At 38.6% G+C, this 23,684-nt stretch carries 12 protein-coding genes; 9 read left to right on the plus strand and 3 right to left on the minus strand.

The window, feature by feature from the left end:
- The first annotated feature begins 36 nt into the window (after nucleotides 1–36).
- Both VCM39_RS06165 and VCM39_RS06170 read left to right on the plus strand, forming a co-directional pair.
- Nucleotides 37–1,488, plus strand: a complete 1,452-nt coding sequence (locus VCM39_RS06165) for an arylsulfatase (RefSeq protein ID WP_221649803.1) — start codon at nucleotides 37–39, stop codon at nucleotides 1,486–1,488.
- A 66-nt stretch (nucleotides 1,489–1,554) separates the two neighbouring features.
- Nucleotides 1,555–5,496, plus strand: a complete 3,942-nt coding sequence (locus tag VCM39_RS06170) for a response regulator (RefSeq protein WP_322933327.1) — start codon at nucleotides 1,555–1,557, stop codon at nucleotides 5,494–5,496.
- Here the strand turns inward: VCM39_RS06170 and VCM39_RS06175 are convergent.
- A complete protein-coding gene (locus VCM39_RS06175; protein ID WP_007486414.1) occupies nucleotides 5,493–6,659 on the minus strand; it encodes a mechanosensitive ion channel family protein in 1,167 nt (388 codons plus the stop codon). The genes VCM39_RS06170 and VCM39_RS06175 overlap by 4 nt on opposite strands.
- Nucleotides 6,660–6,939: 280 nt before the next feature.
- Nucleotides 6,940–7,596, minus strand: a complete 657-nt coding sequence (gene fsa / locus VCM39_RS06180) for a fructose-6-phosphate aldolase (RefSeq protein WP_002561134.1) — start codon at nucleotides 7,594–7,596, stop codon at nucleotides 6,940–6,942.
- A 224-nt stretch (nucleotides 7,597–7,820) separates the two neighbouring features.
- On the opposite strand from fsa, the gene VCM39_RS06185 reads away from it, so the two are divergent.
- From VCM39_RS06185 to VCM39_RS06195, 3 genes are all read left to right on the plus strand, one after another.
- A complete protein-coding gene (locus tag VCM39_RS06185; RefSeq protein WP_195448894.1) occupies nucleotides 7,821–9,365 on the plus strand; it encodes a sulfatase family protein in 1,545 nt (514 codons plus the stop codon).
- A 788-nt stretch (nucleotides 9,366–10,153) separates the two neighbouring features.
- Nucleotides 10,154–11,296 carry an OmpA family protein gene (locus VCM39_RS06190; RefSeq protein WP_322933328.1) on the plus strand — a complete coding sequence of 381 codons (1,143 nt, stop codon included), beginning with the start codon at nucleotides 10,154–10,156 and terminating at the stop codon, nucleotides 11,294–11,296.
- A 493-nt stretch (nucleotides 11,297–11,789) separates the two neighbouring features.
- A complete protein-coding gene (locus VCM39_RS06195; RefSeq protein ID WP_413544830.1) occupies nucleotides 11,790–12,800 on the plus strand; it encodes an IS110 family transposase in 1,011 nt (336 codons plus the stop codon).
- 821 nt (nucleotides 12,801–13,621) lie between these two features.
- On the opposite strand, the gene VCM39_RS06200 is transcribed toward VCM39_RS06195, so the two are convergent.
- Nucleotides 13,622–14,137, minus strand: a complete 516-nt coding sequence (locus VCM39_RS06200) for an outer membrane protein (protein ID WP_221650467.1) — start codon at nucleotides 14,135–14,137, stop codon at nucleotides 13,622–13,624.
- Nucleotides 14,138–15,029: 892 nt separating this feature from the next.
- Here VCM39_RS06200 and VCM39_RS06205 point away from each other — a divergent pair.
- Genes VCM39_RS06205 through VCM39_RS06220 form a run of 4 tightly spaced genes read left to right on the plus strand, consistent with a single transcriptional unit; the run spans nucleotide 15,030 to nucleotide 23,578 of the window.
- The gene (locus VCM39_RS06205; protein ID WP_221650466.1) at nucleotides 15,030–16,007 is read left to right on the plus strand and encodes a T9SS type A sorting domain-containing protein; all 978 of its coding nucleotides are present in this window, start codon (nucleotides 15,030–15,032) and stop codon (nucleotides 16,005–16,007) included.
- A 20-nt stretch (nucleotides 16,008–16,027) separates the two neighbouring features.
- A complete protein-coding gene (locus VCM39_RS06210; protein WP_322933875.1) occupies nucleotides 16,028–18,637 on the plus strand; it encodes a LamG-like jellyroll fold domain-containing protein in 2,610 nt (869 codons plus the stop codon).
- Nucleotides 18,638–18,661: 24 nt separating this feature from the next.
- Complete coding sequence (locus VCM39_RS06215; RefSeq protein ID WP_221650465.1) at nucleotides 18,662–21,862, plus strand: SusC/RagA family TonB-linked outer membrane protein; 3,201 nt, start codon at nucleotides 18,662–18,664, stop codon at nucleotides 21,860–21,862.
- Between the two features lie 9 nt (nucleotides 21,863–21,871).
- A complete protein-coding gene (locus tag VCM39_RS06220) occupies nucleotides 21,872–23,578 on the plus strand; it encodes a RagB/SusD family nutrient uptake outer membrane protein (RefSeq protein WP_221650464.1) in 1,707 nt (568 codons plus the stop codon).
- Nucleotides 23,579–23,684: the final 106 nt, after the last annotated feature.

Raw genomic sequence — 23,684 nt, forward strand, 5'->3', positions numbered from 1 at the left:
TATCTTTGTGACGAAAATCTTAAATATTAGTACATAATGAGAAACAAAATTTTATACGGAAGCGTATTACTTATCGGTTTTTCCGGAATTCAACCGGGCTTTGCACAGAAAAAGAAATCAAAAACTTCCCAACGTCCTAATGTTGTTTTTATTCTGGCTGATGACCTGGGTTATGGTGATCTGAGCTGTTACGGGCAAGAAAAATTTGATACTCCCAATATCGATCTGTTAGCTCAGAATGGAATGCGTTTCACGCAATGTTATTCCGGTACAACGGTCAGTGCTCCTTCACGATCATGCCTGTTGACAGGTACTCATAGCGGTCATACGGCTATCCGGGGGAATAAGGAATTGAATCCCGAAGGGCAGTTTCCTTTACCGGCAGACTCCCGTACTATTTTTCATTTATTCAAAGATGCAGGTTATGAAACCGGTACGTTTGGTAAGTGGGGGTTGGGATTCGTAGGTTCCACAGGTGACCCCAATAAACAAGGTGTCGATCATTTTTATGGTTATAACTGTCAGTTACTGGCTCATAGTTATTACCCCGATCATTTATGGGAAAACGATCAACGTATTGAACTCAAAGATAATGTACTGGAAGTGGAATATGGCAAAGGAACCTATTCTCAGGATTTGATTCATTCTAAAGCACTTTCTTTTTTAGATAACAGGAAGCAGGAAGAACCTTTCTTCTTATTTTATCCTACTATCATTCCACATGCCGAACTGATTGTACCCGAAGATAGTATTATAAATAAATTTCGTGGTAAATTTCCGGAGGTTCCATACAAAGGATTTGAACCCGGAAGTCCTGCATTTCGTAAAGGAGGATATTGTACCCAACTCAATCCCCGTGCTACATTTGCTGCAATGATTTACCGGCTCGATGTATACGTTGGTCAATTGGTACAAAAGCTGAAGGATAAAGGAATATACGATAATACGATTATTATCTTCGCCAGTGATAACGGGCCTCATAGAGAAGGGGGAGCCGATCCGGATTTCTTTAATAGTAACGGTATCTGGCGTGGCTATAAGCGCGATTTGTATGAGGGAGGAATTCGTGTTCCTATGATTATTTCCTGGCCGGGACATATCCAGGCGGGTACGGAAACAAATTTTATGTGTTCTTTTTGGGATCTTATGCCTACTTTTGAAGAGCTTTTGAATCCAAAAGCTGCTATCAAAGAGATGGATGGTGTGAGCATGCTTCCTTTGCTTGAAAATAGAAAAGGGCAGAAAGAGCATGAATACCTGTATTTCGAGTTTCAGGAACTGAATGGGCGTCAGGCGGTACGTAAAGGGTCGTGGAAATTAGTGCATATGAATATCCGTGGTGAAAAGCCATATTATGAACTTTATAATCTGGCGTCAGATCCTTCTGAGAAGTATAATCTACTGAATAAATATCCGGAAAAGGCAGAAGAATTGAAAGCTATCATGTTGGAAGCTCATACGGATGATCCGAACTGGCCGCTCTTTTAATACTCTTTTTTTGGTAGAAGAGAAAGAAACGTTTATTTTTGCCCTGATCACATACGAATCTTACTTATGAAAATATCTAATAACTTTCGTCTCTTTTGTTTGATAATAGGCTTGTTTCTTTATTCTAATAATCTGAAAGCCAGTCATTATTATTTCAAACAGATATCCTTAAATGAGGGTTTACCCTCTACGGTGCGGTGTATTTATGCCGAAAAGAAAGGATTTGTATGGATCGGGACAAAAGCTGGTTTGGGGCGTTTCGACGGGCATGAGTTAAAACGTTATATACATCAGTCTGACAATCCCAATTCATTACCTCATAATCATGTTCATCAGATCATGGAGGACAGTCTGCATAACATTTGGATTATGACAGATAAAGGAATAGCCCGTTACCGACGCAAAAGCGATGATTTTGATGTTATTAAAAACCGGAACAATCAGAATATAATAGTTAATGCTTCGTGTAGAATAAATCAGGGGATCTTGTTTGGTGCACGAAATAAAATCTACTTTTATAGCTATAAAGATGATTCCTTCACTCTTCTTCAGGATTTTACTTCCGATACTCAATTCTCCATTTCGTTTATTGGCATGTGGGATGCAGAAACACTGCTTTGTGCCAGTCGCTGGCAAGGTGTCTTACTGCTTAATCTCCGTTCCGGGCAAGTAACTTCTCCTCCTTTTGATTGTGGCAAGGAGATTATGGAAATAATGATAGACTCCCGGCAGCGTATTTGGGTGGCTCCCTATAATAATGGAATCCGGTGTTTCTCAAAAGACGGTACTTTACTGGCCTCTTATACAACTCAGAATTCTCAGCTCAATAACGATGTTGTTCTATGTATGACCGAAAGAGATGATCATCTCTGGATAGGGACCGATGGGGGAGGAATTAATATATTAGATCCCGAATCAAAAGAAATGTCTATTCTTGAGCATATTCCCGGTAATAGCTATTCCCTGCCTGTAAATTCTATTTTATATCTGCACAATGATGTCAATAATAATATGTGGGCAGGTAGTATCCGGGGTGGTCTGATCAATATTCGTGAAATATCGATGAAAACCTATACGGATGTAGTACCAGGGAATGATGACGGATTAAGTGATAATGCTGTTCTTAGTTTATACCAGGATTCTGTATCCGATGATATATGGATTGGTACGGATGGAGGTGGGTTGAACAGATTAAATCCTGAATCAGAGAAATTCCGGCATTATCCTACTACCTGGAAGGCTAAGGTTGCCTCTGTTACCGGCTATACGTCTAATGAATTGTTACTTTCTCTTTTCTCCAAAGGATTATTTGTCTTTAACAAATCGACGGGAACTCTCAAACCGTTGGTCATTGACAACGAAGAAATAAACAATCTGCTCCGGTATAGTGGGAAGACAGTAAATGTTTGTCAGGTATCTTCGGGTTCTGTGCTATTGCTTGGCTCTCATATTTACCGGTATGATATCGCTTCCGGAAAGGTTGAAGCAGCTATCGAAGAGGAAGGAAGTGATTTGGTTGGGACAATTCTTCCGGTAGCTCATGAAGCAGATGTAAGTTATTTTTGTGATTTGAGACGGATTTATGTATTAAATCACTCTACTAATAAGCTACATACGGTGTATACCTGTGGCAAAGATACGCTTATCAATGCCGTATCACGGGACGAACGCGGTGTCTTCTGGATTGGCAGCAACCAGGGGTTGAGCAGTTATAACCCGGCAACCCGTCAGTACAATCATTTACCTACCTCGCTTTTTGGTGAGATCACCTCCATAATGTGTGATCAGAGAGGTAAAATATGGATAGGTGCGGACAATATGTTGTTTGCATGGCTTGTCAATGAAAAGAGGTTTATTCTGTTTGGTGAGTCGGACGGAGTTTTTATAAACGAATATTTGTCTAAACCCAGATTGATTTCTACCCGGGGAGATATTTATATGGGTGGCATCAGAGGACTGTTGAGGATAGACAAGAATTTGCCGGTAGAAAGTTCAGAGTATCCACAAATGCAGTTGACGGATGTACTGATTAACGGAGAGTCGGTAAATGATGCGTTAAGTGCAAATCCCACCGGTATTTCCGTATCCTGGAGCAGTAAGTCTATTGCGGTTCGTGTAATGTCTTGTGAGAAAGATATTTTCCGTCAGAAAATATATCGTTACCAGATTGTCGGATTGAATAACCAGTACATTGATTCCTATAGTTCGGAGTTAGTCATTCGTTCGTTACCTCCCGGAGATTATCGGATTATGGCTTCATGTAGTACAAAAGACGGAAACTGGACTCCTTTACAACAAGTTTTGAGCTTGACCATATTACCACCGTGGTATCAGACGTGGTGGTTTATCCTATGTTGTATATTACTTGTATCCGGCGTTATTATTCAGGTTTTTCTGGTCACTATGCGCCGTAAAGAAAACAAGCTAAAGTGGGCGATGAAGGAGCATGAAAAGCAAATGTATGAAGAAAAAGTACGTTTTCTTATTAATATCAGTCATGAGCTCCGTACACCATTGACATTGATACATGCACCACTCAATCGTATTTTGAAATCTTTGGCACCTACAGATTCCAATTATGTTCCGCTTAAAGGAATTTACAGGCAGTCACAGCGTATGAGAGACTTACTTAACATGGTGTTGGATTTACGAAAAATGGAGGTTGGAGTCAGTAAGTTGCAGGTCTACCCACAGCAGTTGAATGATTGGGTATTAGAGGTTTCTGCCGATTTTATAAGTGAAGGAGAAGCACGGAACGTACATATACGCTATCAGTTGGATGAACAGATTACAGTGGTTAGTTTTGACAGGGAGAAATGTGAGATCATCCTTACCAATTTATTGATTAATGCCTTAAAACATAGTCCGGAGGGTGGTGAAATTTTGATTCAAACGGAACTTCTGCCGGATGAGCAGTCGGTTCGCGTTTCCGTATCCGATCAGGGCTGTGGATTGAAGCAGGTAAATATACGTAAACTCTTCACCCGATTCTACCAGGGAAGTGGTGAAAGGAATGGTACGGGCATTGGTTTGTCTTATTCTAAAATATTGGCAGAGTTGCATGGAGGTAGTATTGGTGCCAGAGACAATGATACAGCAGGTGCCACTTTTTTCTTTGAACTTCCGCTTCAGGTAGTATCAGAAGAGATTATTTGTCAGCCCAAAGCCTATCTGAACGAATTGATAACGGATGATAACGAAGAAAAGAATACAGAAACAAATACTTTCCAAACAAAGGATTATTCATTGCTTGTAGTAGATGATAATCAGGATTTGATTGATTTCCTAAGAGATACGATGAAAGCACACTTCAAGCAAGTATATACTGCTGCAGATGGTGTAGAGGCTTTGGAAATCGTTCGGAAGTACCAGCCCGACATTGTAGTCAGTGATGTGATGATGCCACGTATGAACGGATATGAACTCTGTAAACAGATAAAAGAGAATATTGACATCAGCCATATACCGGTTATTTTGCTCACTGCACGTGATGACGAACAAAGTCAGTTGCACGGATACAAGATTGGTGCAGATGGTTATCTGACCAAACCGTTTGAGGAAGAAATGTTGTTGGAACTGATTCGCAGTCGTTTGCGCAACAGAGAGCAAACTAAAGTACGTTATCTCAATGCAGGGTTATTGCCGGCACCGGAGGAAAGTACTTTCAGCCAGGCAGATGAAACTTTCCTTCTGAAGCTGAATAAAGTTATTGTAGAAAATCTGGATAGTTCAGTACTGGATATTGCATTTCTCTGTAAAGAGATGTATATGAGTCGCGCTACATTGTATAATAAGCTGAAAGCCTTGACGGATATGGGAGCCAATGATTACATCAATAAGTTCAGACTGGAAAGGGCGATACAGCTTATTACTACTACTGACCTCAACTTTACAGAGATAGCAGAGCGTACAGGATTCTCTACCTCACGTTATTTTAGTACAGCGTTCAAGCAATACACAGGAGAGACACCTACTCAGTATAAAGAGAGCCATAAGCGGACCTCTTAATCTGAATATTGATATACTTTGAGTTCAAACTTCGGAACCATTGCGAGCAGATGGTCGAAGATATCAGACTGGATTCGTTCATATTCTTTCCATATCTTGTTGCGGGAAAAGAAGTATACCTGGATGGGTACACCATATTCGGTTGCTTCTTTCTGGCTGATAATCAGGTCCAGGTCCTGATTGACTACAGGCAGGCTGCATAGATAACGTTCTATGTAGACGCGGTAAACTTGTGAGTTTGTAGGTATTACCCCTTCTTCCGGTTGGTAGTCGGCCAATAAAGGAATCTCTTTCCGAAAGTTATCCAGCATTTCCGGGGTACAGAACTTCAAAGTGGTGAGGTCGAGTGTGATATTCTTCATAACACGCCGTCCACCCGATTCTACCATTCCACGCCAGTTTTGGAACGGGTTACTCACCAAGCTGTATGGAGGAACTGTAGAGATCGTATTGTCGAAATTCTGAATTTTTACAGTATTTAATGTGATTTCCTGCACCACTCCATTGGCATTTCCTGAAGGGAGAGTGATCCAGTCGCCCAGACGTACCATATCGTTGGCAGAAAGCTGAATACCCGCTACAAAACCAAGAATTGTATCTTTAAATACCAACATCAGAATGGCTGCCGAAGCACCTAATCCGGCAAACAGGCTGGCAGGAGATTTATTAACGAGGATAGCAATCATGATAATACCACCAACGAAGAAGAGAAGAACCTGTAATACTTGGATGAAGCCTTTCATCGGACGGTTTTTCGCTGTCGCCTTCTCTGTATATACATCCAGTATCATTAGCAGAACCCCGTTCAGAGCGAGCAACAAAGACATGATAATGTAAATAGCACATATCTTTTGCGAAATGAGCAGTAACTCTTTTCCTCTGACGAAAGCCATCGGAAGCATTACATATATCAATATGCCTGGAATGGTATGTATGAGGTTATGAAATACACGTCGTTTCATCAATAATGTATTCCATACATGCGGAGAGTGCTTGGTGTACTTCTTCATCCCGCCAACAAAAATACTTTGGCAGAGATAATCAAGCCCCACAGCAATACAAATCATTAAAACAGCGATAATAGCCTCATCGAAAGTGTTAGCTATCTTTGGGTCTACTCCCCATCCGATGAGAATCTTATTCATCCAATTTCCTAAGTCCATAGTTATATCTTGTTTTTATAAGTATAACGGCAGACTCAGGAAATTGTTTACCCCGGATTTTTAGAGCCTGTTTAAATTTTGCTCAGCATTGTTTTGAGAGTTATTTTTGAGGATGTTTTTCTGTTTTTATGAGGAGCATAGCGGGCTATGTGATGACTATACCTTAATGAAATGATCAAAAGAGGTTTTGTGCGAAGCTAATAAAAACGGGAAAACAGACCGAAAATAAACTCAAAAGAAGCTGAAGAAAAAACTTTTGAGGAAAATTTTAAATAGGCTCTTATCCGTTTACCTTTTTATAGTCCTCCAGAAACTTTTTGAGTCCGGAATCTGTCAATGGATGGTTAAGCAACCCCTTGATGGCGCTTAGCGGACAAGTGGCTACATCTGCACCGGCCTCTACACAGTCCATAATATTTTTTGTACTGCGTATCGAAGCAGCCAGTACCTGAGTTTTATAGTTATAAAATCTGTACATTCGTACGATTTCGGCAACTAAGCCTACGCCATCTTCACAAATATCATCCAGCCGACCAACAAAGGGAGATACGTAGGTAGCTCCTGCTTTGGCTGCCAATAGTGCCTGCCCGGTAGAGAAGACCAGTGTACAGTTGGTACGGATACCCTTTTCTGTAAAATATTTAATAGCCTTAATACCTTCGGCAATACAAGGCACTTTTACTACAATATGCGGATTGAGTGCTGCAAGTTCTTCACCTTCGCGAATCATTCCTTCGTAATCGGTGGCTATCACTTCCGCACTTACATCACCGCCTACAATATTGCATATTTCAACATAATGTTTACGTTGATTTTCGGTACCTTTGATTCCTTCCTTTGCCATGAGCGAAGGATTGGTAGTAACTCCGTCGAGCACTCCGAGTGCATATGCCTCGCGTATCTGCTCCAGATTGGCTGTGTCGATAAAAAATTTCATAACTTATATAGTTTTAGTGGTTAACTATCTAACGTCCAAAGATAAGTATTTGTTTATCCATTTCCAAGATTATCAAAAACAACCTTTCTCTGTTTCCAAATTTGTCTATCAATATGTCCATAAACGTCTTTTTTTTCATTGTACGGAAAAAGTATTGACTGATATAGGATGTAAATCTCTTTGTAAATGACGATATTTGTTTCGGAATCTAATATTAATTAATTATGGAAAAAAGATATTTTGTACTTCCTCTTGTTTTAACTCCTTGTCTGGCTCAACAGATTGTTGCGCAAAATAACGAACCTCAGCGTCCCAATGTAGTTTTTATTTATGCCGATGATATTGGTTTCGGTGATTTCAGTTGTAATGGTGCAAAAACGATCCACACTCCTAATGTAGATCGTGCTGCTGCCCAAGGTGTGCGTTTCACCAATGCACATAGCGCGGCGGCTACGAGTACACCTTCCCGTTATGCTATGCTTACGGGCGAATATGCCTGGCGTAAAGCCGGAACAGGTATTGCCGATGGTGACGCTGCTTCAATCATCCGTCCGGAGCGTTATACTATGCCGGATATGTTCAAGCAAAGCGGCTATGCAACCGGAGTGGTAGGTAAATGGCATCTTGGCCTGGGAGATAAGGGAGGCGAACAGGATTGGAATAAACCCTTGAAACCGGGTACCAATGATATTGGTTTTGACTATTCGTTTATTATGGCTGCCACCGGTGATCGTGTGCCTTGTGTATTTGTAGAAAACGATCAGGTGATCAATATTGATCCTGCCGATCCTATCCAGGTGAGTTACAAAAAGAACTTCCCGGGTGAACCTACCGGTAAGAATAATCCGGAGTTGTTGGTTATGCACCCTTCGCACGGGCATGATATGAGCATTGTCAACGGGATTTCCCGTATCGGGTTTATGAAAGGTGGAAAGTCGGCACTTTGGAAAGATGATAAAATAGCCGAAACACTGACCGGGAAAGCCGTATCTTTTATTGAAAAGCACAAAGATGCTCCCTTCTTTCTTTATTTTGCCACACAAGATGCTCATGTACCTCGTGTTCCCGGAGCACAATTCGTAGGTAAGAGTGGCATGGGGCCTCGTGGCGATTGTTTATTGGAATTTGACTGGAGTGTGGGTGAAATTCTGAATACTCTTGAAGAGTTGGGATTGGATAAGAACACATTGGTCATTATTTCCAGTGATAATGGTCCTGTGGTTGATGACGGTTATAAAGATCAGGCCGTAGAACTATTGGGCGATCATAAACCCGGAGGTGAATATCGGGGTGGTAAATACAGTATTTATGAAGCCGGAACACGTGTTCCTTGCATTTGGAGATGGCCGGGACAGATTAAGCCGGGAGTATCCGACGCATTACTTTGCCAGATTGACTGGTTTGCTACCTTTGCCCAGATGCTGAATCAGTCTCTTCCCGAAGGTGCAGCACCGGACAGTCGTCCAATGAAAGCTGCCTGGATGGGAAAAGAGAAAAAAGGACGTGACTATCTGGTGTTGCAGAATGCACAAAACAACCTCTCTATTACAGACGGGCGTTGGAAATATGTTCGTCCCGGTCAGGGCCCTGCTTATAATAAGACTGTGAATATCGAATTAGGTAACAGTATGGAACCACAATTGTATGATCTGAAAAAGGATGTCGGTGAAAAGAATAATCTGGCAAAAGAGCAGCCCAAACGCGTACAACAGTTAAGTACTGAATTGGAAAAGGTGGTAGATGGGCGATATGGGTTGCCGCTGTACTGAGATTGCTATTGATTTGAATAAAACACACCTTTAATAAAAAGGCTTCCATACGTTGGGAGCCTTTTTATTTTTTCTAAAATTTTGTTTCAATGTATTGTTATAAAATTATTGTTGAAAATAATTAGAGAAGTTACTTAGTTGCTAAAAAAGTAAGTATGGATTTTTATATAAACAAGATATAAAGTGATATTTGAATGTTGTGGTTAGTCTAAATTATTGATTATCAGTTGAAATAAAGGCGCTGTTTCATTGGATTCAAGAGTGTACACTTTTTATTGTGTTAACTGTACATTTTTGCTATGTGAAAGTGTACAAGTTTGTGTAGCAAAAGTGTACATTCTTGCATAACAAAAGTAATTGTTAATATCGAGTGTTAATAATGTGTTTTATTTTAACCGATAATTTATTAAAGAACTATAACTTTAACCAGTGTTTGATAGATAGTTGATTCATCACAAACCATGATTAAATACAAGTAGAAATAAGTATTCTTGCAGTACAGAAGGTTGATTCTGTATCTTCTTAAAACAAAATAGTTGTTAATTTCATTTTAATACCCCGAACTAAAATTAAATATATTATGTTCTTTAATATGAAAACGATATTGAATATTGTTTTAAATATTGAATTAAATAGAAAGTTTAGTCTCTTAATTTGAAACAATGTATCTGCTTGATAATGTTTGGGATACATGGATTATAAATATATGGACTTTACTTTCATAAATAAACTTTCAACATGAAATGTATGATATGTTTATTTTATAATCAACTTAACGCATTTTAATTATGAAAAAATTTATTATTGTATCTGCTTTTGCACTGGGAGCATTCACTGCAAATGCTCAGACAGGCGAGACTGCTCTTCAGGGAACTAAATTTGGTGATAACTGGTCTATAGGAATTAATGCTGGTGCTGTGACCCCTCTGACTCATAGTTCATTCTTTAAAGATGCCCGTCCGGCTTTCGGATTCGGAATAACTAAGCAACTTACCCCTGTTTTTGGTTTGGGTATTCAGGGTATGGGATATGTGAACACCACTCAAAGTAAGACGGCATTTGATGCTTCTGATGTCAGCTTGTTAGGTAAAGTCAATTTGATGAATCTGTTTGGGGGATACCAGGGAAGTCCCCGTTTATTTGAAATTGAAGCTTTGGCTGGTATGGGCTGGCTACATTATTATATGAACGGTCCTGGAGATCAGAATTCCTGGTCTACTCGTTTCGGCATGAATTTAAACTTCAATTTAGGAGAGGCTAAGGCATGGACATTAGGAGTAAGACCTGCTATTGTGTATGATATGGAAGGCGATTTTAATGCAGCAAAGAGCCGTTTCAACGTAAATAACGCTGCTTTTGAACTGACGGCCGGAATCACTTACCATTTTATGACAAGTAACGGGACACATCATTTTACGAAAGTCAAACCTTATGATCCTGCTGAGATAGCCGATCTGAATTTTGCTATTAATGATCTTCGTTCGCAGGTAGGCAACAAGAATAATCAGTTAATTAATGCCAACCAGCAGGTCAACGAGTTACAAAGTGAGCTGAATGAATGCCGCAATAAGGTTGTTCCTGTTGAAACGGTTGTAAAGACCAGTCGGATTCCTGAATCTATCATTACTTTCCGACAGGGAAAATCAGTCGTTGATGCATCGCAGTTACCCAATGTAGAACGAGTAGCTTCTTATATGAATAAGCATGTGAATACAACTGTCGTTATCAAAGGATATGCTTCTCCTGAAGGAAATCTGGCATTCAATGAGAAACTGGCAAAAGCACGTGCCGAAGCTATTAAGACTATTCTGGTGAAAAAGTATAAGATTGATGCTGCACGAATTACGGCCGAAGGTCAGGGGATTGGTGATATGTTCTCAGAACCGGACTGGAATCGCGTAAGTATCTGTACGATTGATGAATCGAAATAATCTTTGAAAAGGAAGATTACATAAAGTTGTATAAACTTTAGATATACTATTATTTTGCTCGGAATCTATCTGTTCTCCTGATAGGTGAATAACGAAAATAGATGCAACAAGAAAATTAATCATGCAAAAGATTGCAAAAAAATACATCTTGTTTCGTATATTTTGATTCCATTTGAATATATATTCTACTTATCCCGGTGTCATATCTTTCTTATGATATCGGGATAAGTTTTTTCCTCTACCATTATCTTTGCCATGGAAAACATAGTTCTTTATGAACGTTAATAAGAATAAATTTCTTAATATTGTCTCGTAAACAAGAAAGCCTCCATATGTCGCGTTAGCTTACTTCCTCTATTAATCTTTTAGATTATTCCTCGTATTAAGCACGACATATTTATTGAACCTAAGCCAGAGAGTATTTCGGGAGTTGGATCCCATTATCATGGTAGTAGCCGTTCAATATCGGAGCCCTTCACTAAATAAAAATGTTATGGTACAAATTTATGGAATTGATTTGGGAATGTCAAGCTTTGAGGTTAGTTTTTTGAGTGAATCGGGCAGTGTCCGTCATTTATCCGGTGTAAAGAACACGGTTCATGGGATCAGCAAGTTTCTTCTCTCCTTGCCTTCCTCTGCCGTTCTTTGTGCGGAACATACAGGCGTTTATGGCGACCTACTGCTTCGTCTGTGTACTTTAAACCGGATATGCCTGTGTTTTGTTCCGGGTTATCAGATAAAGCATAGTCTGGGGCTTCAGCGTGGTAAATCCGATCCTCTGGATGCCTGTCGTATCCGTGAATATGCCGAACGTTTTTATGACCTTCTCAGACCTTGTTTCTATGCTGGGGAAGAGATGTCTGAACTTCAGGAATTGTATCGTACACGCTCTCTGCTGGTGGAATCTCGTAAGCGCCTGGACACTTTAAACATAGGTGATAATTGTAAATCTTCTGTTTCCCTGGCGGCCGTCCATGCACGGAGAGCTGTCCTTGCGGAGTTAAATACCCCAATATCCGGGCTTGACCATGAGATAGAAGCCCTCATACAAAACTCTTCCGAATTCAGCAGGAATTATCAGATTCTTACCTCCATTGTCGGTGTAGGACCTGTGACCAGTTGTGAGCTGATAATAAAGACAGAGAATTTTAGAAAATTAGACACGGCTAAAAAATGTGCTGCTTACGCAGGTATCGCTCCTTATCCAAAAGAATCGGGAAAGATGAAATGCGGACATAAAATATCGCCAATGGGTGACAAACAATTGAAAACACTGCTTTTCTTATGTGCACGTTCGGCAAAGGAGCATAATAAAGAAATAAGATTATACTTCCTAAAAAAGCATAAAGTGGAAAAGAAGCACTTTTTCGTAGCGATGAATAACATTGCCAATAAGTTATTGCGGCTGATTTACAGTCTGATTCACAAGCAACAGACCTATGACAGGGATTATATACAAAGAGACCCGAGATGTGTTGTGATTTCAGATACACATAAATGCTGAAAAAGGAACAAATGGACCGTTTAGGTAGTAAATATTCAAAACAAGTAGACGGTTTTATAATACATTGATAATTAATACATTATATGAGAGATTATTTTGTCGTAGAGAATCGACTCGTTTCTCTACGACAAACGCTTCGATTCTCTACGAGAAACGGGGCATTTATCACCGAGAAATAAGTGAAACATCCATAAGATATAACAATTGGTATAGTTACGAAAGTAGAGTCAGTCATTAATTGTAATGAAAAAGAAAACATAATGAAGAAAGGACATATCTTTCGTAGTTAACATTTATTAAAGCAATATTCTGCGGAAACATTTGGTTTTAATAGAGTATACGAGGAACGACCCGAAGCTCTACGAGGAACGACTCGAAACTCTACGGAGATCACCCCGATGCTCTACGGGAAAAGTTTATTTGTCCTCAAAAGAGGCTCTTTTTTGCTGGTTGCCCTCGGTATGTGTATAAGTGGAAAATAGCAAGATGGTTGATATGTAAATTGTTTGCAAATAAAATGTAATAAAAATAGACGATATACATAGTATATTAACACGAAGTGAAATATGATACAAACTATCTGAATTATCTAACCGGGAAAATACGGGTATTTTTTACACTATCCCATACTTATGCCTTAAATATCTTATTTTACAGGATTAAGAATATCATTTTGACAGAATGCTAAAAGGATGCCCCCCTTTTCCCTTATGCATTTTTCCGTAGGAGCTTTACCACAAAAAAGAGGCTGTCTCCCGTAAGGAAATAGCCTCATAGTTATAAGTATAGAAAGCGATTGGTGTAGCTTTAGTTATCAGTATTTAGAATTTATATCCGTATCCCAACATGATAACGACATTGTCATCGTGGGCAAACATGAACTTCGCTTCCGCATTTAAGTAACTGTGTTCAGACAATGGCAGCGTTATACCACCACCAAGATTGAAGGCAAATTTACTTGTATTGTCTCTGCCTATTTTTACATGCTGCCCATCAATTTCAGTATCTTGTTTCCCATAAAAATTGTTTTGCATACCAAACCCGGCAAGGGGATAAACAGAAAATCCCTGCCCGTCTTTACTGAAATTAAAGACATAATGAAAATTGATATTTACATCTAATCCCGTAACTTTATCTTTAGGAAAGAAAAATGTAAGATCCGGGGCTATCCGAAGATTTTTTGCTATTACATAACGTCCTTGTACTCCCAATCCAAACCTTTCATAATTGGTCTGATAACCTACATTCCCAAGAAGAGAACCTTCACCTTTTAATGTTTGGGCATTTAATCCAGTAGCTGCTATCGCTATCATAAATGCTAAAAATAATTTTTTCATAATTGAAGCGTTTAGTTAATACTATTTTTTGATTGAAAACTTTTGCTTTCTCTGTCCAACCAACAATCCCTGATCGATTATTGTTTTCGGACAAAGGAGTAAATCTTGGTCATATTTATTTTATTAACAGAGTACGATAATGATTTATGTTTTGCCTATAAAATAATGATTAATTTATAATTTTAGAATATGAGTAGTTTGTAGTATGTACTGTTTTTGTGAAAAATGAAATAGAAAATCTGTTAACATTGTTAATGGGAAATTTAAATATACAACCTTAGCAATGTAAAACTACTATCTTTTAGGATACAAAGTAACGTTACTTTGTATCCTAAAAGATAGTAATTAATACACTATTAAATACGTACTTTTTCATTCTAAATTATGTATTGTTTATAGTGTTGATTATAAGCAGTAAAGCTACTTCTCTTAAAGGATTTCCAGATAAAATAGCTTTCATTGGGAAAAAACAGAATAAAGTATAGTTGTTGAAAAAACAACTATTAGAGGGTTATTCGGTAAATTAATCCTTCTGCCCAGCATTCTTCATTACTTTCTGTTGTATTCGATTGCCTCATTATACTGTTTGCTGTCATGATATAATCATTCCGGAAGGCTTTGATTATTCAACATAAGTACATCAGGGGCAGGAGATTTAAGGATACGTATTTGTGGTATCTCCACTATTTCTTATTTTCACTTCCAGGAATATCTAAAACTTGCTATTAATGGGTAATTTAGATGTTTTTGGAAGTATAAAAAGTTGTTTTTGAACATTGATTTGTGATTCAAGTCATATGTTTGCAAAGACAAAAGTCGTTATGTATTTGATTAGTGAAAATCAGTAAAGAACGATTGGAGTCAAATTATTAACTTTTAATTTTCTATTATTATGAGAAGAAATGTACTCCTTTCAGCAGTCGCACTGATGATGGCTGCTAATGTTTTCGCACAAGAAGATGTAACTCCTGCATCATTTAAGTTTAAAGATCTTCCGGTAGGACCCGTCCAGATGTATTGGGGAACCGGGGCTAATCCCAGTGTTGCAGAATTGAATGTAGCAGGTTCTATTGTTGCAGGTGTGGCTCCTGCGAACATTACAACTGAAGAAGCCATATCTTCTGGTCTCTCCATTGTTGATAGTGAGTTTGGACATCTTTTATTATTAAAAGGGAAGGATGCCCCTGCGTCTGTAGCAGGCCCGGCTTCTACGGGAAATTTATCTATGGGTTGGTTTAACTTGGCGTTTGTTGGACCGGCAAGTGCTGAGGGAGGAAACAATTATCGTGTTACTTTTCAGATGAAATTAGCTTCCAGTCTGGCGGTAGGTGCTAAAAAAATAAATTTAGAGTTAGTTTCCGGTGGTGGTAATAATAAACTGCTTGGATCAAAAAATGAAGTATTGTATACTGGAGATACCGGTTGGTGGCAATTCCAGGTTGGTGCAGTCACTGGTACTACAGATCCTTTCCGTGCTCGTGTTGGCTTTGATGGGCAAATGATGGGAGAGTCCGCTTTGTATCTTTATGAAATTACTTTTATAAAAAATCCGGAAGGAGACTTTGTAAATACAGAAGGTACTCCAAATTCAGATGACTCTATGCATGGTATGGACAAACCGAATGGGGCAGAAGGTGGTGGTTCTGTAGGTATTGGCTCAATGGAAGATACAAATGCTCCGTTTGTTGCCTGGGATCGTCATTCAATCTATGTAAATAATGCAAACAACGGTGAAGAGGTTCATATCTATAATTTGGTTGGACAGTTAGTTTACAGTGCTGAAGCAACACCCGGATTTATGGAAATTCCAATGGCTTCAGGAGCTTATATTGTAAAAGTAGGTACTAAATCAACCAAAGTAGTATTGTAATCAGTTGAATATTATTTCAGGTGACAAAGAAAAAGGGTGCCGGTATAGTTCCGGCCTCTTTTAATTTCTATTTCTTTAAATTTAATATAACTATGGGACAGGTAGGGAAGATATTTTCATTGGTTGTGGGCTGTTGCTTCTGTTTCTCTTGGGTACAGGCACAAGTCGTTAATTATGCTTTAAGACTTTCTGGAAGTGATTATGTTACTTGTGGACAAGTATCTGAAGTGGATGGAAAAAATGAATATGCCGTTCAGTTTCTGATGTCTCCACAGGAGTGGAGTACGGGTGCTTATATTTTTAAGCGGGGTTCTGGGACCAGTGAATTTTCAGTTAGATTATCCTCTGTTCAGGGAAATATCATTTTCAAAGTAGCAGATCAGGAAATTACGGTTACAGGAATTTCTGTTAATGGATGGACACAGGTTTCGTTCGGAGTATTTGCAAACGGAGCAGATACTTGGGTGAATGGAGTGAAGACGTGGAATGCCAATAATAAACTACAAATGCCTTCATCTAATGAAAATCTGGTATTAGGTCAAGGTTTTAAAGGGCGTTTGGATGAATTTCGTTTGTGGAATACTGCAATGCCGAGTGATAGTAAGGAGCTTTTGATGTTTCAGAATACGGTTAATAAATTTCATCCGCAGTGGGAACATCTTGTTTTGTATTACAAGTTTGACCAGGAGCAGTGTCCGGATATCGTGGACTACAAATTTACACATCATGGTACTTTAAATGGGATTGCTCAACGTGAAAAAGTGACAGATAATGATTATTTCCGTTATCGTGTTGTGAGTGGATATTCTGATTTTAATCGTCATTCCGACCGTTTACAGATCGATCAGGATATGCATTTACTGACAAATGATCTGATTTTTTTGAATGCTTCGGTGAATGGAAAAACCGGTGAAGTGACGATGACAGCTTTAGACGATGCTACTGTGACAGGAGGAGCTACCTATCTGGCTATGGATGGAGAACGTTCGGGCGTTTTAGTTTTAGATGGCACCGGCGAAGTGAATTTAGGTAAAGCGCTTCGTGAAGGGGCACCAGCAAGTGCAGCGGCAACTATTGAAGGCTGGTTTAATGTGAAAGAATGGGCAGAGAATGCTGTTCTATTTGAGCAAAAAGAGAGTGATACTAATTTATTTGGTATATATCTGGGAAAAGAGGAAAACAAACAGTTGATTATTAAAGCAGATGGATGGCAGATGGAGTGTAATGACGTCTTCAATGTAGGCCAATGGCAACATATTGCTGTGACAATGGATCCCAATTCATCCCGTAATCCGATTCGTCTTTATGTTAATAATCAAAGTGCTAAAGGAACCATAACAAAGCCTTCTGATGGTACGATGTATACTCTTAAGGATATAGATGCTGATGCTATGGTAGGTTCCGGTTTTATAGGGAAGATGGATGATTTGATGGTTTGTAGAAATGCGCGTACTTCTTTTGCTTCAGATATGGATGGAACATTATCTGCTGCAAAATTTCCGGGTGGTGGAAGTGATGCGATATACTTTGATGGTTATTGGAGATTTGACCGGGAAAATAATATTGGATATAATTCCAGAGGTTGGAAAGCGATGATCGAACAGACCCGGAATTTATATGAAGGTTACAGAGGATTTAAAATAAGAATAGGCCTGATCAGTTCGGATAGTGATGCGAGTGGAAATAAAAACTGGCCTAACTATATAGGTAATGAATTCTGGCGTACTAATATAGCTAAAGGAATTGAGGCGTTACTTCCTTATTGCGATGGTGTGGATATTGATTTGGAGTGGTTGGATAATAATCCGAATAATTCTAAATGGGCATCTTATGGAGCAATGGTAAAAGCTATACGTGCAGTAATGCCGGATAATAAAATTTTTAGTGTAAGTTTGCATCCGGTTTCATACACAATGCCTTTGGATGCTATTGAAGCAGTTGACTTTGTTACTTTCCAGAATTATGGACCACGAAAGAGCAGTTTGGTATGGGATGCTTATTCTTCTTTTTATACTACTGCTGTGAATTATGGTTATCCTGCAGAAAAGATTCGTCTTTCTATGGCAACAACGGCTGTTATGAGTGATAACTCTGCAAAAAATGTAAAAGGATATAAAGACTTGGATTTTTCTACAGTGACACCGGAATCGAATACAGGCACTATCAGTGGTGTGAGTTATACATTTAATGGAGTGAAGGAAGTACAAAAGAAAATGCAGTTATTGGTTGATAATAATACTGGTGGGTGTATGTATTTTGATATGGGAAATGATTTAAGTGTACAAAATGAGTTGAGTCTGGTGCGTGCTTTGAGTATGGCTATTCATTCCAATGTAGATACATTAGTAACAAAGGTGGATAAAGGCCCTGTAGGCATAATAAAAGAAAAATATTCCCAATCAGCTCAGATCAATGTATATCCCAATCCTTCTGATGGTAATTTTCAGGTAGACGTACCTTTTGAAGGTAAAGTTGTGTGTGATCTGTTTTCTATATCCGGTAATAAGGTATATAGTACAGTAGGTGAAAAACAAATTCGATTTTCATTAGATTCCCTTTGGGAGGGATTATACGTACTGAAAGTAAGTTCTTCTACGGGTGGAGCTACAGCGAAAGTACAGATAAAATAACAGTGAAACTTAATATAATAACGTATGAAAAACAAATGGCAATTTAGTTTATTGGCTTTTGCTCTGTTTATGATTATTCCTTTTCTATCGTTACATGCTGCTGTTGACGATGTACAGCAGTCTAAGGTAGTGAAAGGACAGATCACAGACGAGTCAAATGAGGGAGTTATTGGTGCAAATGTTTTGGTAAAAGGGACTACAAATGGAGTCATTACAGATATTGACGGTAATTATTCAATCTCTGTATCTGGCAGTAATGCTGTTTTGGTAATTTCATTTATCGGATATAAAACCCAGGAAATAAAAGTTGGTAATCAAACAACTATTAATATCAAATTGGTTGAGGATTCAGAAGTATTAGATGAAGTAGTAGTTGTAGGATACGGAACAGTTCGTAAGGGAGATGTTACCGGTGCTATCTCTTCTTTGAAACCTGATCAGAATGAAGCAGCAAAAGTTGTTTCTATCGATAATCTGTTACAAGGTAAAATAGCTGGTGTAAATGTAGGAGCCACTGTAGCTACTCCAGGTGCAGCTTCTTCGGTGACAATTCGTGGTGCCAACTCTCTGCGTGGTGATAATCAGCCTTTGTATGTAATTGACAACATACCGCAGGCTTCAACCGGTGAGTTTGCCGCCAGTGCATTTGGTGATGGTGATTTTCAGACAGCTCAAAATCCATTGACCAGTTTGAATCCACAGGATATTGAAGATATCCAGATTCTGAAAGATGCATCGGCTACGGCTATTTATGGTTCGCGCGGTGCTAATGGAGTTATCCTTATCACGACGAAGAAAGGAAAGAGCGGGAAACCAAAAGTAAGTTTAAGTGCCAACTTTACAATAGCGAATGCTACGAAACTGAAGGATATGTTGAATCTGGAAGAGTATGGACGTTTTCGTAACGAGCAACTGGGAGAAAAGGCTGCACAATTCTTTTTTGAAAACAATGAAGTGCGTTATATTTATTCCGGTGGAGAGTATGATCCTGAAAATCCGGAATCTTACAATGTATTAACTTATCATAATTGGCAAAAAGAGATCTATCAGAGTGCTTTTTCTCAGAATTATTCAGCCACTATTAATGGTGGTAACGATAAAACTACTTATTATGTTTCTGCTTCTTTTAAAGATATCAATGGTATTGTTTATAATACAGGTTTAAAACAGGGTGACCTGCGTACAAATCTTTCGATGGATTTGTCTAAGAGCGTGAAACTTAATTTGGCACTGAATGGCTCTATCAAACAGAATGATATGATGTCGGGAGGAGATACCAGAGGGGGAGCAACCGGATCTGTTACTCGTACAGCTCTTGACTCGGCACCTTATGTGGCTCCATCGGGTGAGCAAAATCTGTCGGCAGAACAAAAAACAACTGTATGGAGCTGGATTAATGATTATGATGATATTACGACAGAAAAAACATTCAGAGCTTCGGCAGATCTGACATGGAATATCGGTGCAGGTTTTTCATATAATGCACGTGTAGGAGGTGATATCTTTACACAAAATCGCGGACGCTGGTTTGGACTCCAATTATTTAAAGGAGAAAATGATAATGGTTCTCTTGGTCTGACAAATTTGGAAAAGAACCATTATACGGTTGAGAATATTGTAAATTACAATACGAAGATTAAAAACATTGTTGATATTGCAGCCACTGTAGGTGTCACTTATGATGACTATGGATATTTGAACAAAGTTACTTCGGCTCGTAATTTTGAAAATCATTCGTTCCGTACCAAAGGGTTACATATGGCAGGTACCATTAATGAAGAGCAACCCATTCAGAAAGACTATCAGTTGCTCTCTTATCTGGGACGCTTAAATTTATCTTTTATTGAAGGACGTTATTTGCTGACGGCTACATTCCGTGCGGATGGTACAAGTAAGTTTGTGAAATCCAACCGCTGGGCATACTTCCCTTCCGCAGCTTTGGCATGGCGTATGGAACAAGAGGACTTTATCAGAGAAAATACTCCTTGGATTGATCAGTTGAAATTTCGTTTAGGATATGGACAGACAGGAAATCAGTCTATAGATCCATACAATAGTTTTTATAATTATAAAAAGACAATTGATTATGCAGATGCTAACGGTAATAAAGAGTTGGCTTTGGCTGTAAGTAATTTGCAGAATCCTGAATTGAAATGGGAATCGACAACTTCCTATAATATTGGTCTTGATTTTGCTATATTCAATAATCGCCTGTCCGGTACATTAGACTGGTATTATAAACGTACAGATGACTTACTCATCGATCGTTCTGTTTCTTTCACTACAGGTTTTGCGAATATCCTGATGAATCAAGGTTCTTTGTCAAATAGGGGGTTTGAAATTTCTTTGGATGCAGATGTTATCCGTTCTAAAGATTTCACTTGGAATGTATCGGGTAATATCGGTTTTAACAGTTCTAAGATCAGAAAATTAGGATTACCTCTTGCTTTTTATGGCAATAATCAATATTCAGCTTATTTAGGGAACTCAATAGGTGACCATTTTGGTGTTGCAAATATCTTTATTGAAGGAAAAGCTCCGGGTTTGTTTTGGGGATATAAAACAGATGGTATAATTCAGGAGGGAGATGATGTTCCTCAGAAAAGTGAAAACAAGAATACGATTGCAGGTAGTACGGACCCGGGTAATATTAAATTTGTCGATAGTAACGGTGATGGTATGATTACTGAAGATGATAAAGTAATTCTGGGAGATCCGAATCCGGATTTTACATATGGTTTCCAAACCAGATTGACTTATAAAGACATTTCTTTATCAGCTTCCTTTAATGGAGTTTACGGAAATGATTTATTAAATAGTAATCTGCGCTATGAAGCTATGCCTGCCAAGAATTCATCTAATAATATTCGTAAAGAGGTTTATGCTAATATATGGAGGGCTGATAATCCTACAAACCTTTATCCGGGAGTAAATAGTACAAATCCGTCTTCAGCTGTACTTGACAGATATATTGAAGATGGTAGCTTCCTGAGATGTTCGGATATAACATTGGGATATACTATGCCGAAAAGTATTGTCAGTAAAATAGGTTTCGAGAATATAAATATTTTTGCTTCTGTAAAAAATGCATTCATTATTACCAATTATTCTGGATATGATCCGGAGGTGAATACTTTTGCATTCGATGGTTTAAAAAGAGGCGTTGATATGAACTCATTTCCTCAGTCACGTTCTTATATCTTTGGTTTAAGTGTAACATTCTAATCAGGTATTATGAAAAAATTAAAATTAATATATTTCTTATTAGCTATTTGTACTTTTTCTTCCTGCCTGGATGAAGATCCGCAATATGCTTTGAATAGTGAATCTGTGTTTTTGGATGAGAATACAGCTCAGTTGGCATTGCTTTCCTGTTATGGACAGTTGACTACTTATGATGGTTTTGGGCAGGCTGCTCAGGAATTACTGGTGGGAGCATCCGGTTTGGGATGGGCACAGACAAATGCCAGTGATCAGGACCGTTACGTATCTCTGAACGTATCTTCTGGTTGTGTGATAACCAAGATGTTTTGGAGAAGTTTATATAAAACGGTCTCAGAGACAACATTTTTTATAGAGAATATGAAAGAGAGCCCATTGGACGAGGACTTTAAAAACGGATTAGTAGCACAAGCTAAATTTCTGAGGGGATTCTCATATTACCATCTGTTGACTACTTTTGGTGGAGTACCTTTGCGTAATACAATTCCATCTCTCAAGTCGCTTTCTATTCCGAGAGCTACTGAAGAAGAGATTGCAGCACAGATTGAAAGTGATTGGAAAGATGCTATTGGTGGATTGACTGAAACCGCAGATGCCGGAAAAGCTTCGGGACTTGCAGCGCATGCTTATTTGGCTAAACTATATTGGTATTTGGCATGCCAGGGAAAACAAGCTTCGGGTAGCAAGACTTATTGGGAGTTAGCTTTGGAACAATGTGAATTTGTATATGGAAAATTTCAATTGGAACCAAACTATTCAAACTTGTTTGTACAACATTCAAACTCGAAAGAATCTATATTCCAACTCAATTTTTCAACAGAATCTTCTACTACCGGTAATCGTGGAAGTTGGATATTTGCTCCTCAAAACTCTACAGCCGGTATATCATGGGGACGTATTCGTATTTCAAAAGCTTTTCATGACTATCTGAAAGGTACCTATCCGGACGATCCGAGATATGGTGCAACTGTTCTTTCAACATGGGTAAATAAGAGTAATGGTGAAAATCAGTTTGCTTATCCGAAATTGAGTTACAAAGAGGGTCGGGTTACTCATAATGTAGAAATAAATTATAGTATATGTAACGATCCTACCAATCCTACAGTTGAAGAGTTAGAGGCGGTTGATGATAAGTTGGTGAAACGTTTTGTACAGCCTACCGGAGAACATTACGGATGGTCTTATTATAAGAAAGCGATGGACTTGAATTCTACTGCTCAAAATTCGCATATGAATCTTATTGTATATCGTTATGCTGATTTCTTATTGATGATGGCGGATGTGCTGAATGAATCTGGTGAAACAGGAAAGGCTATTAGTCTGGTGAAAGAAGTATTACAGAGAGCGCGGCAGTCAGGTACGCCGAATGCTGTTTACCCTAAGGACTGGGAAACTAATCTTACTAAAGATCAGGTGAGAGATAAAATATTCTGGGAACGTTTGGTTGAATTGGCTGGTGAACAAACGATGTATTGTGATGCACGCAGACGAGGAACTGAATATTTGAAGAAGGTTTTGGAAATTCAGAATAATCATCATATTACAAGAGCTATTGTTGAGAACAAGGAATTAGGTGAACATCGATTTAAAGAACGTCTGTTTAATAATGGAGATTTAACGGAAAATTTCTTGAAGAAAAATTTGCGGTTACCTATACCACAGGAAGAATTGAATACTAACGAGTCAATATCTGCCAGCGATCAAAATTACGGATACTAATTTTATTATTCTGTTGATTTGTAATGAAGCAGCAGAAACATCCGAAAGAGTTTTGTTTTCTGCAACAGGGGTAGTAGCATGGTTTGCTACTACTCTATTTAAGAGC

The sequence above is a fragment of the Bacteroides mucinivorans genome, assembly GCF_034654355.2.
Lineage (GTDB): Bacteria > Bacteroidota > Bacteroidia > Bacteroidales > Bacteroidaceae > Bacteroides > Bacteroides nordii.

What these genes read in the sequence shown, in the direction of transcription:
- VCM39_RS06165 (WP_221649803.1), top strand. Translation starts at nt 37, where the DNA reads ATGAGAAACAAAATTTTATACGGAAGCGTATTACTTATCGGTTTTTCC.
- VCM39_RS06170 (WP_322933327.1), top strand. Translation starts at nt 1,555, where the DNA reads ATGAAAATATCTAATAACTTTCGTCTCTTTTGTTTGATAATAGGCTTG.
- VCM39_RS06175 (WP_007486414.1), bottom strand. Translation starts at nt 6,659, where the DNA reads ATGGACTTAGGAAATTGGATGAATAAGATTCTCATCGGATGGGGAGTA.
- fsa (WP_002561134.1), bottom strand. Translation starts at nt 7,596, where the DNA reads ATGAAATTTTTTATCGACACAGCCAATCTGGAGCAGATACGCGAGGCA.
- VCM39_RS06185 (WP_195448894.1), top strand. Translation starts at nt 7,821, where the DNA reads ATGGAAAAAAGATATTTTGTACTTCCTCTTGTTTTAACTCCTTGTCTG.
- VCM39_RS06190 (WP_322933328.1), top strand. Translation starts at nt 10,154, where the DNA reads ATGAAAAAATTTATTATTGTATCTGCTTTTGCACTGGGAGCATTCACT.
- VCM39_RS06195 (WP_413544830.1), top strand. Translation starts at nt 11,790, where the DNA reads ATGGTACAAATTTATGGAATTGATTTGGGAATGTCAAGCTTTGAGGTT.
- VCM39_RS06200 (WP_221650467.1), bottom strand. Translation starts at nt 14,137, where the DNA reads ATGAAAAAATTATTTTTAGCATTTATGATAGCGATAGCAGCTACTGGA.
- VCM39_RS06205 (WP_221650466.1), top strand. Translation starts at nt 15,030, where the DNA reads ATGAGAAGAAATGTACTCCTTTCAGCAGTCGCACTGATGATGGCTGCT.
- VCM39_RS06215 (WP_221650465.1), top strand. Translation starts at nt 18,662, where the DNA reads ATGAAAAACAAATGGCAATTTAGTTTATTGGCTTTTGCTCTGTTTATG.
- VCM39_RS06220 (WP_221650464.1), top strand. Translation starts at nt 21,872, where the DNA reads ATGAAAAAATTAAAATTAATATATTTCTTATTAGCTATTTGTACTTTT.